This is a genomic window from Hymenobacter aerilatus (genome assembly GCF_022921095.1).
Taxonomy (GTDB): Bacteria; Bacteroidota; Bacteroidia; order Cytophagales; family Hymenobacteraceae; genus Hymenobacter; species Hymenobacter aerilatus.
Map to the genome: position 1 here is coordinate 3,586,248 of NZ_CP095053.1, position 15,443 is coordinate 3,601,690.

Genomic DNA, 15,443 nt, shown 5'->3' on the forward strand with positions numbered 1-15,443 from the left:
TGTCTTTCCCTACAAAAGGACGGTCCGAAGGGACTGTCCTTTTGCATATCTACCTCATGCTGATAACGAAAAACAGAACATTGTTTCTGCCGCAGAAAGAGCATTTTGCAGTAGCGCTTTCCGCTTGAGGAGCGTTACCTTTTCGAAGAAATTCGGCATCTTGACAAGGTGTTTCCTTTGCCTACACGCGCTTTTTTACCTCTCATTCCTACTTCTATGACGCAACCTTACTCTACAGATACACGCAGAACTCGCAAGCGACACTGGGCACTGGCTGCTCTGCTAGCGCTGGGCGCCACCAGTGTGCACGCACAAAGCTTTACTTACCGAAGTGCAAGCATCCAGAGCCTGATAGGCACTTATACCGACTTGGGTACCGCCGGCACCGTCATCACCACGGATAATACAGACGATGCAAACTCCGCTGTTCAGACTATTGGGTTCACTTTCAACTACAACGGGCAAAGCTTCACGCAGTTTGTACTGAACACAAATGGCTATCTGAAGCTGGGCAGCGAGGCTCCTTCGGCGGCTCTCTATTTTGATGGCTCGCAAGTGACAACGGGTGGCCCGTTTAACAGCACCGCTGCTACCGACGTGAACCTGCTGGTGCCCTTCAACACCGACTGGCTGGGCACACCCACTACCGAGTACCGGGTAGCCGTGACAGGCACCGCGCCTAACCGCGTATGCACTGTGCAGTGGAAAGACGTGAAGGACAAGGCCCGCGCTACTACGGCCACCGGCACAACTGTACTGGACGAGCAATTCGCTACGGTTTCGTTTCAGGTGAAACTGTACGAAACGACAAATAACATCGAGTTCACTTACGGCAATGCCACCGCCGGCGCCGGTACGGACGCTGCTAAATATGGTGCCGTTGGGGTGAAAGGCTCCAGCAATGCCAACGGGCAGCTCATCACACTCGTGAAGGGCTCGACCACCGCTTGGCTGAATGCTTCGCCGCAAGACGCTAATTATCCGGTGGCAAACAGCAATGGCTTCAATTTTCGCAAGACCGTTTTGCCAGCTACAGGCGCTACGTTCCGCTTCCGGCCTACCCCGCCAAATGACGCTGCGGTGGTAGCCATTCATACCCTGAGCCAGTTACCCATTCCCAGCGCTACGCCTCATGTGATGCAGGCCGTCGTCCAGAATCTGGGCTTGAACACCCTCACAAATGTACCGGTGACGGTAGCAGTGACGGGCGCCAACACCTTCAGCAACACCAAGACGGTGGCTTCTTTGCTACCAGGCCAAACTACCATAGTTGCGTTTGATGCCTTTACACCCACGGTTACTGGTACTAATACCGTGACCGTGACCCTTCCCGCTGACGGTATTATCGATAATAATACCTTGACCACTACACAAGCAGTAAACAACACAACGTATTCTTATGCTACGGCCGGGCCGGCTGCACTAAGCCTCGGTGGACTCGTAACAACCCCACAAGCGTTCTTGGCCCGCTATACGGCCAGCACACCGCGGTTACTAACCAGCGTCAATATTGACCTGGAGGGTGGCGCCAGCGCAGTAGGACGTAACGTATACGCCATCGTAACGGATAAAGCCGGCCGAGTGCTCGGACGTTCGGATGCGTACACTATTGCAACGAGCGACATTGGCAAGTACCACGCGTTTGCCCTTACCGCCCCTGTAGTGGTAGGTACTCAGACCACGGAGTTTCTGGTGGGCTTGGTTCAACAGTCACTGGCTGCATCGGCCACAGACACGTATTTCCCGCTAGGTGTGCAACGTGAAACGCCTACACGCCGTGCTACCTTCTTCCGGTTGACTCTGGGTGACAATTCAGCGCCTGCTGATCTGGCTATCAATAACTATGGCAAGTTTATGATTGAGGCGGTGACTACGGCAGCCACTTGCCTACCCCCCACCGCTTTGGCAGCCACAGCTACTGCACCTACCGCAGCCAGCGTTAGTTTCACGCCGCCAGCCGGCGTTAGCAATTTCAGTGTTGTGTACGGTCCTACGGGTTTTGACCCAGCTACTACGGCAGGAACTACGGTATCAGCAACAGCATCTCCTGTTGCTCTCACGGGTCTTACGCCGTCTACGGCTTATCAGGTGTACATACGCAGTGCATGCAGTGCCACCGACCAAAGTGTAGTTGTTGGCCCGGTGGCTTTCACTACGCCTTGCACGCCTCCGGCCCCATTGGCAGCATTTCCTTATAACCAAAACTTTGATGGTGTAACGGCTCCCGCCCTACCCTGCGGCTTTACGGTAGTCGATGCCAATACGGATGGTTTCACCTGGACCAACGGTACTGCTGCTGCCCGCAGTCCGGCTAACGCCCTCACGTACAACTTTAACAACCAGAGCCTGACCACGGCCGCCGACGACTGGGTGTTCACGCCGGCACTGTCGCTCACAGCAGCGCAGCAGTATTTGTTGTCGTTCTACTACCGGGTGGGTAGCGCCACCACGCCCGAGCGCCTGGAAATAAAGGTAGGCAACGCGCCTACCGTGGCCGGCATGACAACCACGATTTACACCAACAACAACCTCACGGCCACTGCTTTCACGCAGGCAACGGCCCAACCCATCCGGGTGGCAACGGATGGCACGTATTACGTGGGCATGCACGTGACCAGCGCCGCCAACTCGTTCCGTTTGTCGATTGATGACGTGACACTTACGGCCGGCCCCCTGGCGGTCAATCAAGCCTTGTCGCAGGCTGTAGCAGCCTACCCCAACCCGACTACTGGCCTACTAAACGTAGACCTGCGCAGCAGCAAGGCACGTCAGGCCTACGCTACCGTGGTTAATGCTTTGGGCCAGACAGTCATGACCCGCATGCTTTCCACCAAACAGCCTGACCAACTAGACTTAGCTACCCTGGCTGCCGGCATCTACACCTTGAAGCTGGAGCTAGACGGCGAAACTGCTGTAAAGCGCATCAGCGTACAGAAATAGGTTGCTTGTTACTTACAGTAAAAAAGCCGGGCTGCCTTGAAAGCAGCCCGGCTTTTTTGTGTCGGGTTTAGGTTTGCATTACGCCACCTGCCGTGGGCGCTGTACGGGCCGTGCCCGCAGCGGCTTAGCCTCGTCGTCGGTGGCCGGTAAAACGGCGCTGGTGTCGCGGCGGCGCTTCACGAAGGCCATTCCAAAGCCCAGCGCCATCAGTAGCGTGCCACTCCACAACAGGTTGATGAAGGGCTTCTCCATAGCTTTCAGGATGATGTAGTCCTTTTGCGCCGTGCTTACACCAAAAGTAAACTTACCGGCTGTGGGGTCCACATTCAGGAAGGAGAGGCGCAGGCCCAGGTCTTCCGACTGATCGGGTACACGGCCTACCATGCGGTTGCGCACCACAAACATGGGGTGAATATGATACTGACGCTTCTCACCATACACAATAAAGTCGCCCTGAATAGCCAAATCACCCTCTTTCAGGCCCAGTCCAGCCGTTTGATGGGCGGGCTCCACGGCGCGCAGCACCGCAAAGTAGTCGTTGAGGTAGATGGTGTCGCCTACGCTCAATACGTGCTCTGTTACCTCGCTCCAGTCGGGGCCGGTGGCAGGAGGGGTAGCACTTACGTGCGAGTAGATGTCGTGGTCCCAGAACTTCTTGATGTCGGGAGAAGCTAGCAGGCCGCCCATATCCTCGTTGGCCTGAGCACGCGGGAACAGTTCAAAGGTTTTACCTGTCTTCTTGTTCTTGTACTCGACGCGATAGTAGGTGTTCTCGGGCACAATTTCCAACGTGTCGCCAGCCTTATAATACACCGTATTGGCGCGCTTGATGTTGCCACGAGCTACTACCTTGTACTCATCATCGGTACGGAACAGCAGCTCTTTGTTGACGTAGCCGGGCACGCCGGGCACATCAAAATACTGACCGGTGTAGCTCACCTCATACGGCCCCATAGGCGCCGACTCGTTGCGCCACAACAGTACGTTGTCGCGGTTCAGCTCATCGGTAAACTCCTTGGAGTACACCAACCCCGACACGTTGCCGGAAATGATAGTAGAGTAGCCCGCGGAAGCCAGAATACCCAGCAGCATCAGGGCTACCCCGATGTGTGCTACCCCACCGCCCGAGAGGCTTACCTTGCGGCGCATCAGCGTAAGGACCATGCTCAGGTTGGCCAGCACGCCAAACAGCGCTGTGGTGAGCAGCACAATATATACGGCCGAAATTTCCAGCTTATTGTAGCGCACCAGTAAGATAGCCAGCGCGGCACCCAGCAGCGTGAGTATGCCGGGAACGGTGAGCGAGTTGGTAAGACTTTCTTTGTCGTTTTTCTGCCACCACATCACCTGCGCCAGCCCCGACAGGAAGGCCACGCCTACCCCCATCCACAGTTGAATTTTGGTGTAGTGGCCAATCTGGTCGGCAGGCAGGGCAAGGTTAGACTTGATGCCGATGAAACCCAGGAAAGCATTGTATACCGGAATGCTGGTGGTCACCAGCACCTGAAACGCCCCCAGACACAACACCGTGGCACCCACAAACACCCACAACTCAGGGTTATAAGTGGTCAGTTCCTTCTCCGAAACCGGAATAGAGCGCCAGCGTGCTACCAGCAGCACCACCGACAGCACAGCAAAAACGCCCAGGTAAATCAGCAACTGGCCCGACAGACCTAAATCAGTAAAGGAGTGTACAGAAGCATTGCCCAGCACCCCGCTACGCGTCAGGAAAGTAGCGTACAGCACCAGCACAAACGTGGCAATGACAAGCGCAAACGAGGTGCGCAAACCAGTTTTGCCGCGCTTCCACAGGATGAGGCCGTGCAAGGAGGCCACCAGCACCAGCCACGGAATGTACACGGCATTTTCCACGGGGTCCCAGTTCCAGTAACCGCCAAAGTTTAGGGTTTCATAAGCCCAATAGGCGCCCATCATCACCCCTACCCCTAGTACCAGGCCACCTACCAGCGTCCAACGGATAGCAGGCTGCACCCAAGCAGTCAACTCACGCTTCCAGAGGGCAGCAATGGCGTAGGCGAAAGGCACCAGCGTGAGGGCAAAGCCCAAGAACAGCGTGGGCGGGTGAATAACCATCCAGTAGTTCTGGAGCAAAGCGTTCAGACCGGTGCCATCCTGCGGAATAAAATTGGGGTCGGTTTTGAAAACCGGAATATCGAGGAAGTCGCGCAGCAGAATGAATGGTGAAGAGCCAATCTTCACGTCGCCTATCACTACCCCCAGAATCATGGAAACCAGGAACAGCTGCACGCCCGCAAACACGGCCATCACCGGCGCTTCCCATTTCTTGCTGTACTGAATGATGAAGATACCCAACACTACCTGCCAGAAAATCCAGAGCAGAAACGAGCCCTCCTGGCCTTCCCAGAAACAGGAAATCATGTAGTACACCGGCAGGTGGTTGCTGCTGTGGCTCCAGGCGTAGTAGTACTCGTAGTGGTGCCCGTGAATGATGGCAAACAGGCTGGCAATAACCGCCAGCACCGCCGCTCCGTGCACAAAAAAGGCACCGCGAGCCAACCGCTGCCAGCCCAGATCGGCAGCGCCCAGGGGTTGATCTTTGGCCGCCATATAGTAGGAATAAGCCGCCACGCAGGCCGCCGCAAACGCTACAATGACACTTGCGTGTCCTAGGTCGCCGATGAACGTGTTTAGCATAAACTATGTGTTGAAAAGACTTGCTTTGCTGTGTAGTGGTCGAAAGAATGCCCTACTTCCTTTTTCCGGTGGTAGACAAATGCTTCAAGCGGGCTTGATGCTGCCGTCGCTGCCACTGTACCATGGTTCGTGAGTCGCGCTGCCGGCTGGTGGCCTGCCTGCTAGTACTTGTGGGCATCCGCTGCACATAGGCCACCCATTGCTGTTGCAACAGCGTGGGCGGGGCGTTGTTGGGAGCTTCAGCTACTACCTGGTAGAGGTAGCGACCGGGAGCCGTAAGCGTGTCGGTGTAAGAGTAGCTTTGGTCGCTGGTGCCGTAAGTAGTGCGGCCCACCTCCAGTGTGGCCAGCGGCTGACTGCGAAACTGAGCCGCCTCGCGGCGCACCACCCGAAAACGGTTGACGCTGCCCAGAGAGTCGGGTAGGGTCCAGTGTAGTTGTACAACCTTGGCATCAGTAGGCGCTACACTACTCAACGGAGGCTCGTCGGCAGCGGGGCGGCCCTGCGGCCGTTCGCTGACAGCCAGGGCAAACTGGCAAAAGTCTTTCAGGTAGCCATCTACTTCTAGCAAGTAGGGCTGCCCAGCCTGCAAGCTGTCCAACGTCACAAACACATCATCCTGACTGCCCAGTGAGGTACAGGATAGCACCCGGTAGGTAGCAGGCTGGCAGGGTTTGCCCGTGAGTACTACCAGCTGCACGCCCCGCGTATCGCGGCACTGCTGCCCGCCAATATTGACGTAATAACGCCCCGAAACCAATGGAGTGAACTCAAACCATTGGTCGTTGTGATACTCAATGCACTTGCCCGTCAGCTGCTTATCCACGCAGGCCCACTGTACTGTGCAGCCCGTTGTGGTAGAAGTTATCTGCTCGTTGAGGCGTAGCACACGGCGCTGCTCAATGTCGTCGTTGGGTACCTGTGCTTTCGTACTCAATGATTGCGAAATAAGAAGTAAGAATGCCACGTGAAAACGCAGCACACACGGCCGAAAGCGAGTTTTCGCTATCATCTCCCCGTATGCTGCATTCCATGCATCACTCATGCTTACTTCGCAATTACTTAATTAACAGATGCTGTGGCGCCTTGGATATCCTTCTCCACGTATTTCGAGGGGCACTTCAGCAGAATTTTATCGGCCACGAACACGTCGTTGCGCATGGCACCGGTAATCACCACCTGCTCCGACTTGTCGAAATCCTGGGGTTTGGGGTTGAAATACACCACGCGCTGAGCCACCCGATTGGTATCCACCAGGGTGAAAGCAAAGTAGTTAGGATCGAGGGTAGGGTTATACTCCAGGCCCATAATCTGCTGCCCGCTGCGGGGCAGGCGACCCACCACGTGCACTTTGGTGGTTTTGCCCTCGGCGGCTAGCTCGCGGGCCTCCTTAAACGAAACGTACTGGCTGACATCGGCAGAGGTGGTCATCAGAATACCGATGGCGGCGGCAATAACAGCCAGAATGAGAATGTGCGATTTCTTCATGGGTGAAAAAAGCGGAAGACGCGTTGCTACCAAAAACCGACAGCAACGGTGAAACAAGAAAATCGGGTGGAAAAGTCCACAACAAGCAAAAAGCGTGAGCTTAAATCTGTTGCCTGCGGCAAAAGTACGCACGCAATCGGCAACTATTGTTGGCGAGTGCTCGTACCGGGGCGCTTAGTCGCGTACTTCCTTCTCCAGACGACCGATTTTGCGGTCCAGCGAAATCAAAAAAAACAGCAGTCCGGCCAGTACCACGGTAATGACGGCCACTACCACGTAAATTTTGCCACTCTGGCGCAGAGCATCGGCCATTTCCGGCTCGTCGGCGGTTTGCGCGGCGGCGTGTAGTACCGGCAGCAGCAGCGCAATAAGCAGCGAAACCATCCGCATCCCCCTACCCTTCTTCATCCATCCAAGACCCCAAGGTCTTAAGCTCCCAAAACCCTTATTAAGCAAGCTGTTTGTCATATACTTTTTGTTTGAGAAAGGCCACACGGCTAGCGAGTTGCGCCAACCAAAATCCCAGCAGGGTCCAGCCAATCACGGCGGGGTAGAACACCAGACGCATGTTGCTGTCCAGGTCGTACTTGGCAAACGCCGGGTTGCCGCCCGCACCGGGGTGCAGCGAGGCCGTGAGGCGCGGCAGGATGAAGAATAGCGGCATAGCCGCCGCAAAAGCGAAGATGTTGTAGATGGCCGAAATGCGGGCGCGCTGCTGCTCATCTTGGAAAGACGAACGCAACACCAGGTAGGCGCCATAAATCAGCATGGCAATGGCGGCCCCGTTAAGCTTGGGGTCGTTGGTCCACCAGGCACCCCAGGTATACTTGGCCCAGATGCTGCCCGTAGCCAGCCCCACAAAGCCCATGTAAATACCCGTTTTGGCAGCCTCATTCGAGAGGATATCCAACTGTGGGGTAGGCGTGCGCAGGTAGCGCACGGAGTAATACACCGAAGCCGCGAGCACTGCCGTCATCCCAAACCACATGGGCACGTGGAAGTAGAGGTTGCGAATGCTCTCGTTGAGAATCGCCAGCCGGGGCACCGGCAATAGCAGCCCCGCCACCGCCACGTATAGCAGCAGTAGCACAGCCAGGCCTTTCCACCAATTATTTTTCATAAGCTATTTACTGCCACGCACGAGGGTGGTAGTCTTTAGTGAACGAAAAGAAATAGCATACAATTTCCTGCTATACCACATTAATTCTACATGAAAAGGTATGCCTGCTACGAGCGCCACAGAAAGGGAAAGAGCAGGTAGGAAACCGCACCCACTATCATATTGAGCGCCACCAACGTGAGCAGGGAGCTACTACTGGCCTCAAACTCCAACCCATCCAGCGCATTTTTGGAAACTTTGATGAGCAATAGCAACATCGGAATCATCAACGGGAAACCCAAGATGGCCATCAGCGTGTGGCTGTTGGTGGCTTTGGCCGCAATACCCGATACCAGCGTGAGCGTGGAGGCAAAGCCGATAGCCCCGAGTGCCATATTTAGCAGAAACAGAGGCACATCCTGCACGGGGTTGCCTAGCACCAGCGCATATAGCGCAAACCCTACCCCACCCAAGCCCAGCAGCAGCAGCACGTTGTAGCCAATCTTAGCCAGAATCACGGCCTGTGGGCGTACCAGCGCGTAGTAGTAGAGCTGCCGGCCACGGCTTTCCTGCAAAAAGCCTTTTGCTACGGCATTCACGGCCGTAAATAGCAGGATAATCCAGAACAATGCATTCCAGGCCGGCGCAGGCAGCTCGCCCCCGCGCAGCGCAAAGCTGATATAGCACACAAACACGGTGCTACCCACATACAGCAGCATACCGCTGAGGGTAGCACGCTGCCGCCATTCCAGACGAAAGTCTTTCTGCATCAGATAGCCAATCTCACGAACGAGCTGCATGGGAAGCGGGGTAGGAAGCGGACTACAAAGATACAGCACGCAAGTTTAGGATGAGGTGCTATGAAACAACTTCGATTGGCAAGGCTACCCAAAAACAACAGCCGCCGCGATGTATCGCGGCGGCTGTTCTGCTAGTAGCTTCTAAGTGCGGAGACGTTAGAAGTCGTACCCCAGCGTGAAGTAGAACTTCGGCCCGGTGCGGTTGTAGTCTTCCTGTCCCCAGGCAATATCTGCTTTGCCGTAGAAGCCCAGGATGGTAGTCCGAATGCCGCCGCCGTAGCCAATCAGCAAGGGGTTGCCGAAGGTGGTAACCGTGCCGGAGAAGGCGTTGCCGCTTCCGCCAAACTCCTGTGTATTATAGGAGTTGTTGGTATTGAAAGGATTGACGCCGGAATAAGCTGAGCCCCCATCTACAAAGCCGGTGAGTTGCAAATTGCGGAAGAAGCCGGAGTAAATCGGCTTGTTGGAGAGATACTGAATGATGGGCACGCGCAGCTCAGTGTTGAACAGGATGTATTTCGGACCGTTGCGCTTGCTGTAGTTGAAGCCCCGGAGGTTGGTCACGAACTGCTGGTAGAACAGTTGGGTAGGGTCGTAGTTGGACGAGGCTACAGTCGAAGGTTGAAGGCGCTGGGTTTGGGGCAGCGCCGGGTCGTTTTCGAACTTGTTGTTTAGCCAGTTGTCCATGCCACCCAGACGGTATACCGACTGTGCTGGCCCGAAGAATTGCCCATGACTCACGCGGGTAGCCCAAATGATAGACCGGTGGATTTTCTGATAGTGCCGTAAGTCTACATATAGGTTACTCAGGTTCAAATCATTGTTGTCCAGGCTAGACAGCTTCTGGTAGCCCACCTTCATGCGGGTGCCTTGCAGCATGTTTACGCCGGTTGCAATGGCATTATCAAAGATCAGTTCGCCATTGAAGCCTACGTAGCTCCGGGCAACGTCCTGCTCACCCGGCAAATCATCTAACGATAAGCGGCTGATATTCACGTAGCTAGGACCACCGCGCACGCTCAGATTGTGCGTGAGAGGGTAGGCAATGGTAGGCGCAATTTCGTGCCGGCCATAGCGCGTCAGGTAATTCGACCGATCTGGCACGTACAGGAAATAGGCCTGCTTTTGGTACCGAATGCTCCAGTCGTAGCGGTGCGTCAGGTTGGTGTACTCCGCGTACATATTACTGGTTTTCAAGTCAGTAAGCGCGAAAATACTAGCCCGAATCCGGTGGTTCTCAAACAGATCCGACATGTTGACCTGCCCTACCAAGCCGAAACCCAGCAGCGGATCCACGTACAGCGACGACACCACATTATCGATGCTGAAGCGGTTGTCGTAGCGATAGGGACCATTGACAGCCAGCGCGTTGGCTGGCTGCGGGGTTGGTGCAGCCGTTAGGGCCCTGGTGGTAGCCGAGGGCGTGCGCCGTGGCTGATTGGGATTCGTGCGGGCCGTCGACATTGGAATGTCTTCGTCGAATTTATAGTCGTTGACGTTCACCTGCTGGGTACGGCGGGGCGCAGTGGTAGCCGGGGTAGCGGCTACCGGCGCTGCGGTCCGGTTCGTGGTGTCGGGTGCAGCAGCAGGAGGTGTCACCGCTAAGGTAGAGTCAGGGGTAGCGGGTACCGGGGCCGGCTCTCGCACCACAGCCGGCGTTGCGGGTCGCCGCACGGGGGGTGCTAGTTTGGGACGCGAGCGGTCTTCCAGCGTTTCCTGGCGGGCCGTTTTGAAGAGCTTCACGCCCTCGGGCAGCGGGTAATTAGGGTAGAGAAATACCGCATCGCGGGCGCGGTCGGTCGTAACAAAGCCCAACGCGTTGGTGGTAGCGTTGTAGTCGAAGCTGCGGATGTCTACTGGGAAGCTGGTAACAGCTGCGCGCTGTCGTGTGGTTAAGTTGAACCGGTACACACTCCGAATCCCACTTTCCTCACCTAAATACATGATTTCCGAATCGGAAATAACGCGGGGCGTGCTCTCGTTTGAAATAGTGCTTACCAGCGACTCCATCGGCCGCGGCCGGCCGTCGAGATGGTACAGGAAAAGGTCGTAGTTGTTGACCACGGAGCTAAAATCGCCCCGCGCCGTGCCGGTGCTGTCAAGCCAGCGGTTGGAGCTGAACACGATGCCCTGCCCATTGGGTAGGAACACCGGCTCTACGTCGTCGAACACATCGTCGGTCAGCTTTTCGGGCCGGCGGCTACCAGCACGTAGCAGGTAGAGGTCGTTTTGGCCATCGCGGGCTGCACTGAATACGAGCGATTTACCATCGGGCGAGTATGCCAGGCTCATCACCTGCGTAAACTGCCGGAAGATAGACTCATCCTTCCGTCGGAAAGGTAGGGCGTCGAGCAGGCGCTCCAAGGTGTTAGCGAAGCCGCTGCCGCCGGCTTGCCGTAGGCGCAGGGTCATGTAGCCTTTGTCCATCTCAGCCACGGCCACTTGGTTGTTGCCGCGCCACGCCAGCACTGGCAAGCGCGTTTCCACCTGTTGGTCGGGCGTGCGGTAGCCGTTGCGGTGAATGACGTCGCGGTGCGAGCCATCGCGGTTCACTACCATCACGCGGTAGCGGCCGCCTTCGTTAGCCACATAGGCCAGACGCTGGCCATTGGGGCTGAGCACCGGCTGCGAATAGATAATGCTCTTGCGGTTGTTGCGCGAGGTCAGCTGTGCCTGCTCATTCAACGGCACAAACGCCGTTTGGGGCTGGGCGTTTAGCTGGCGGTAGTATTGCAGCCAGTCGCGTAGGAAAATCTTGTACGGCACATTCAGCGACGAGCTGATACCTACCTCCACATCGCGCGTGATGCGCGTGAGGTTCAGAATGTTCTGAATGGTGGTGTAGCCGTAGCGCTCCGCAATGTAGTTCCAGATGCTTTGGCCAGCTAGCTGCGGGTTGCGCAGAAAAAACGGCGCCGTGCGCGTGCCCTCGTATTGCTGGGTCATGTCGCGCATGTAGTTGTCCATCTCCACGCTCCAGCCCTCGGCCGCATAAGCCGAGGCCCCACCGATAAACCAGTCGGGCAGTTGCAGCAGGTAGGTGCTTTGCAGCACTTCCTTCAACGAGCCGCCGTACATCATATCATTGAGCAGCACGCGTGTTACCTGGTAGCTTACATCGCGCTTAAACTGCGTTTGCTGGCCCTGGTAGGCAATCTGCACCTTGGTCATGCGCAGCAAGGAAGTCTCTCCGCCCATCTGGTACTTGTCCTGATCCAGCCCAATGTTGCTCTGCCGCAGGTCGCCCACGGAGTTATAGAGCATGATGGTGGTTTTGGAATAGGGGTAGTAGCCAATGAGGGAAGTGATGCGCTGCAACTCCTTCTCGGCGTACTCGGCGGCGCGGCGGGCCGCAATTTCGCCCCCAGCGTAGTAATAGATATTGAAGTTCTGCGTGCTCAATTGCAGCCAGTCAAACTTCTTGTATTGCAGACGCACCCTTCCAAACGGCTCCTGCGCGGTTTGCGCCACAGCAGCGGAGGGGGCCACCCAGAAAGAACCCGATAACAGCAGCACAATAAGTCCCAGCAACCGGCCTACCCGGCGGGGTAACAGTAAGGAGTAGTGCTTCATATAGGAACCAGAAAGAAGAGTTCAGGAAGAGATAATAGTGGCCGACGAAGCGGCTGTATACAACGCGTGATATCGGGAAATATTGACCTCTGGCCATAGGGCAGAAGCACTATTTTCGAGGTGGTTGGCCAGTTGGGCAGCCAGCCCCGGCGCTAGGAGTACGCCTTTGGAACCGAAACCGTTAAATATACTCAAAATAGGCTGTTCTGGATGCCGGCCCAGCAAGGGTTTTCGGTCTCGTACGGCGGGGCGCACGCCGGCCCGCTGCGCCGTAATGGTGAAGGGTAGCGTGGTCATCTCCTGCAAGCGCTGGCTCAGCTCGGCGGTGGCTTCCGGCGTGATGCCTTCTGCAAACGGCGGCCAGCGGTAGGTAGCCCCTACCCGAAACTGCCCATCACCCAGCGGCACCACGTAGGCGCCTTTGTTGAGCACCTGCTCTTCGGGCAAATCGGGACAAGCCACGTCCAGCACTTCCCCCTGATTGGGTGTGAGTGGCAGCCAGCTAAAATACGGATTTTGGGTAGCCCCTACCCCCTCGCAGCACACCACTTGCCGGGCACGTACCTGACCGGGTGCGTATGTCGCACCGTCAGCATCAAACACCACTTGCGACCAGTCGAAAACCTCCTGCCGCAGCTGACCGTGCGCCTGCGCTTCCTGAGCCAGCGCAGTCAGTAGCTCGCGCAGCCGCACGTAGCCGCCATGCTGAATCTGAATACCGCCAAACTCCTGCCGCACGCCCGGCAAGGGGGGTAGGGCGCCGGTTACCTCCGCCACGTAGTGCCGCCAGGGTGCGTCGGCGCTGCGGGTCACCACCGTGTTCTGCTCCGCCACCGATGAAAACAGCTTTTGGATAGGCGTTTGGATGAAAAACGTTGCACCGTAGTGCTGCTCCATTGCCTGGTAAAAAGCAGTGGCCGCGGGTAGCAACTCATCTATCTTCCAGGCCAGCGCGAAACGCTTGCCAGCCACGGGGTTAATCAGTCCGGCTGCTACGTTGGAGGCCGAGTTAGGGTGGCCGGGGTCGTAGACCAGCACCGTGCGGCCGCGCTGGCGCAGAGCGTGGGCCAGGGTAGCCCCCGCCAGGCCGTGCCCAATCAGCAGGTAGTCGTAGGTTGTCATGCGGGGGTAAAGTAACGCGAAAATGCCGGCGTTGGGCGTGGGTAGCTGCCCACAACAAGCCGCGGCAGGCTTCGGTTCGCGCCAACTCTCGTAACTTACCTCCCCAATTTCATCCAGCAGCCGCTGGTTTCTTTTTCTTTGCTTTATGCTAGTTGCCGGCTTCACGTTTAATACCTTTTCGGAGAATACCTACCTGCTCATTGATGAGGCCACGCGCCAGTGCGCCATCGTAGACCCCGGCTGCTACGACCGCGCCGAACAGCAGGCCCTGCGCGAGTACATCGAGACCGAAAAGTTACAGGTGGTCCTGCTGCTGAATACGCACGCCCACATCGACCACGTGCTAGGCAATCAGTTCGTCATCGACACCTATAACGTACCCTACCTGCTGCACGAAGCCGATTTGCCGGTGCTGCACGCCGTCCCTACCTACGCGTCCAATTACGGCTTCCCGGCCTACTCACCTGCCGAGCCCACGGGTAAGCTCACGCCCGGCGAGGTTGTGCGCATCGGCGAAACCGAGTTGGAAGTACGCTTCGCACCGGGCCACGCGCCCGGTCACGTGGTATTTTACCACGCCCCTACCCATACCGTCATTGGCGGCGACGTACTGTTTCGGGGCAGCATTGGCCGCACCGATTTGCCCGGCGGCAACCACGCTACACTTCTGCACAGCATCCGCACGCAGTTGTTCACCCTACCCGATGAAACCGTGGTATACCCCGGCCACGGCCCCGCCACTACCATTGGCGACGAGCGCCAGTCCAATCCGTTTTTGAAATAAAGGGCTTGTTTTAAACGTCATTTCGAACGCAGTGAGAAATCTCGCGTGCTGATGTAGGGTAGTAATTACTATCAAGCGAGATTTCTCACTGCGTTCGAAATGACGTTTAAAACAAGGCTCCCAGACTCTCTACCCCTTATATGAAAAGACATATTCCTAACGCGGTTACCTGTCTCAACCTGTTTTCTGGCTGCTTAGCGGTTAGCCAGATTTTTGCCGGACGGTTGGATCTGGCGGCTTATTTTGTAGCCCTGGCGGCGGCGTTTGACTTTGCCGATGGTCTGTTGGCCCGCGCTCTGCACGTGTCGTCGCCGATTGGCAAAGACCTAGACTCGCTGGCCGATATGGTATCGTTTGGGGTAGTACCGGGCGCCATGCTGATGCAGCTGCTAGTACGCGGCGGCACCGACCTTCCCGACTGGCTCCCTTACCTGGGCTTTGTAGTAACGGTGTTTTCGGCGCTGCGCCTGGCCAAGTTCAATAACGACACTCGCCAGAGCGACTCGTTTATTGGCCTTCCTACCCCGGCGTGCACGCTGGTAGTAGCCTCTCTTCCCCTCATCCTGCTTGACGACCGGTTCAACCTGGCCCACCTGATTCTGAATCCGTGGGTGCTGTTGGTGCTTACGGCTATCTTGTCGGGCTTGCTGGTAGCTGAGCTGCCGCTTTTTGCGCTTAAGTTCAAGCACTTCGGGTGGGCGGGTAATGCGCTACGGTTCGTATTTTTAGGGCTAGCAGTGGTGCTGTTGTTTTTGCTGCAAGCGGCCGCTGTGCCGCTCATTATTCTGCTGTACGTTTTACTGTCCATAGCACGGCCGGCGCGAAGCTGAACCCAATAGTGCTATTGTATACTACATCTAGAGCTATTGCTGCTATTCTTCTTGCCTCGCTTACGCTCCTACTGAACCGAGCGGGTAAACGGCGTGTTTCACGTCCACTTTTAGTTTACTGCTACTCCAGC

At 56.5% G+C, this 15,443-nt stretch carries 11 protein-coding genes; 3 read left to right on the top strand and 8 right to left on the bottom strand.

The genetic code is table 11. The features are described from left to right. Positions 1-216 precede the first annotated feature (216 nt). A complete protein-coding gene (locus MUN82_RS15055; protein WP_245091739.1) occupies positions 217-2,940 on the top strand; it encodes a T9SS-dependent choice-of-anchor J family protein in 2,724 nt (907 codons plus the stop codon). 78 nt (positions 2,941-3,018) lie between these two features. On the opposite strand, the gene ccsA is transcribed toward MUN82_RS15055, so the two are convergent. From ccsA to MUN82_RS15095, 8 genes are all read right to left on the bottom strand, one after another. Further along, positions 3,019-5,616, bottom strand: a complete 2,598-nt coding sequence (gene ccsA, locus MUN82_RS15060; RefSeq protein WP_245091740.1) for a cytochrome c biogenesis protein CcsA — start codon at positions 5,614-5,616, stop codon at positions 3,019-3,021. A gap of 52 nt (positions 5,617-5,668) precedes the next feature. Next, positions 5,669-6,553, bottom strand: a complete 885-nt coding sequence (locus tag MUN82_RS15065; protein ID WP_245091741.1) for a hypothetical protein — start codon at positions 6,551-6,553, stop codon at positions 5,669-5,671. Positions 6,554-6,678: 125 nt separating this feature from the next. Further along, positions 6,679-7,104, bottom strand: coding sequence for a cytochrome c maturation protein CcmE domain-containing protein (locus tag MUN82_RS15070; protein WP_245091742.1), 426 nt, complete (start codon positions 7,102-7,104; stop codon positions 6,679-6,681). A 174-nt stretch (positions 7,105-7,278) separates the two neighbouring features. Further along, positions 7,279-7,488: a CcmD family protein gene (locus tag MUN82_RS15075; RefSeq protein ID WP_245091743.1), complete on the bottom strand. Its 210-nt coding sequence runs from the start codon at positions 7,486-7,488 to the stop codon at positions 7,279-7,281. A 64-nt stretch (positions 7,489-7,552) separates the two neighbouring features. Next, positions 7,553-8,224, bottom strand: coding sequence for a cytochrome c biogenesis protein (locus MUN82_RS15080; protein WP_245091744.1), 672 nt, complete (start codon positions 8,222-8,224; stop codon positions 7,553-7,555). Positions 8,225-8,331: 107 nt separating this feature from the next. Then, positions 8,332-9,003, bottom strand: coding sequence for a heme exporter protein CcmB (locus MUN82_RS15085; protein WP_245091745.1), 672 nt, complete (start codon positions 9,001-9,003; stop codon positions 8,332-8,334). Between the two features lie 156 nt (positions 9,004-9,159). Beyond that, positions 9,160-12,576, bottom strand: a complete 3,417-nt coding sequence (locus MUN82_RS15090; protein ID WP_245091746.1) for a hypothetical protein — start codon at positions 12,574-12,576, stop codon at positions 9,160-9,162. Positions 12,577-12,597: 21 nt separating this feature from the next. Then, positions 12,598-13,698, bottom strand: a complete 1,101-nt coding sequence (locus MUN82_RS15095; protein WP_245091747.1) for an NAD(P)/FAD-dependent oxidoreductase — start codon at positions 13,696-13,698, stop codon at positions 12,598-12,600. A gap of 145 nt (positions 13,699-13,843) precedes the next feature. Between MUN82_RS15095 and MUN82_RS15100 the strand changes: the two genes are divergently transcribed. Together MUN82_RS15100 and MUN82_RS15105 are read left to right on the top strand one after the other, a co-directional pair. Beyond that, positions 13,844-14,482 carry an MBL fold metallo-hydrolase gene (locus MUN82_RS15100; RefSeq protein ID WP_245091749.1) on the top strand — a complete coding sequence of 213 codons (639 nt, stop codon included), beginning with the start codon at positions 13,844-13,846 and terminating at the stop codon, positions 14,480-14,482. A gap of 140 nt (positions 14,483-14,622) precedes the next feature. Continuing rightward, a complete protein-coding gene (locus tag MUN82_RS15105) occupies positions 14,623-15,312 on the top strand; it encodes a CDP-alcohol phosphatidyltransferase family protein (protein ID WP_245091750.1) in 690 nt (229 codons plus the stop codon). The last annotated feature ends 131 nt before the right edge of the window (positions 15,313-15,443 follow it).

Excerpts from the sequence above, each read along its gene's own strand:
- MUN82_RS15075 (WP_245091743.1), bottom strand. The coding sequence starts at position 7,488 with ATGGTTTCGCTGCTTATTGCGCTGCTGCTGCCGGTACTACACGCCGCC.
- MUN82_RS15090 (WP_245091746.1), bottom strand. The coding sequence starts at position 12,576 with ATGAAGCACTACTCCTTACTGTTACCCCGCCGGGTAGGCCGGTTGCTG.
- ccsA (WP_245091740.1), bottom strand. The coding sequence starts at position 5,616 with ATGCTAAACACGTTCATCGGCGACCTAGGACACGCAAGTGTCATTGTA.
- MUN82_RS15085 (WP_245091745.1), bottom strand. The coding sequence starts at position 9,003 with ATGCAGCTCGTTCGTGAGATTGGCTATCTGATGCAGAAAGACTTTCGT.
- MUN82_RS15095 (WP_245091747.1), bottom strand. The coding sequence starts at position 13,698 with ATGACAACCTACGACTACCTGCTGATTGGGCACGGCCTGGCGGGGGCT.
- MUN82_RS15070 (WP_245091742.1), bottom strand. The coding sequence starts at position 7,104 with ATGAAGAAATCGCACATTCTCATTCTGGCTGTTATTGCCGCCGCCATC.
- MUN82_RS15105 (WP_245091750.1), top strand. The coding sequence starts at position 14,623 with ATGAAAAGACATATTCCTAACGCGGTTACCTGTCTCAACCTGTTTTCT.
- MUN82_RS15100 (WP_245091749.1), top strand. The coding sequence starts at position 13,844 with ATGCTAGTTGCCGGCTTCACGTTTAATACCTTTTCGGAGAATACCTAC.
- MUN82_RS15055 (WP_245091739.1), top strand. The coding sequence starts at position 217 with ATGACGCAACCTTACTCTACAGATACACGCAGAACTCGCAAGCGACAC.
- MUN82_RS15080 (WP_245091744.1), bottom strand. The coding sequence starts at position 8,224 with ATGAAAAATAATTGGTGGAAAGGCCTGGCTGTGCTACTGCTGCTATAC.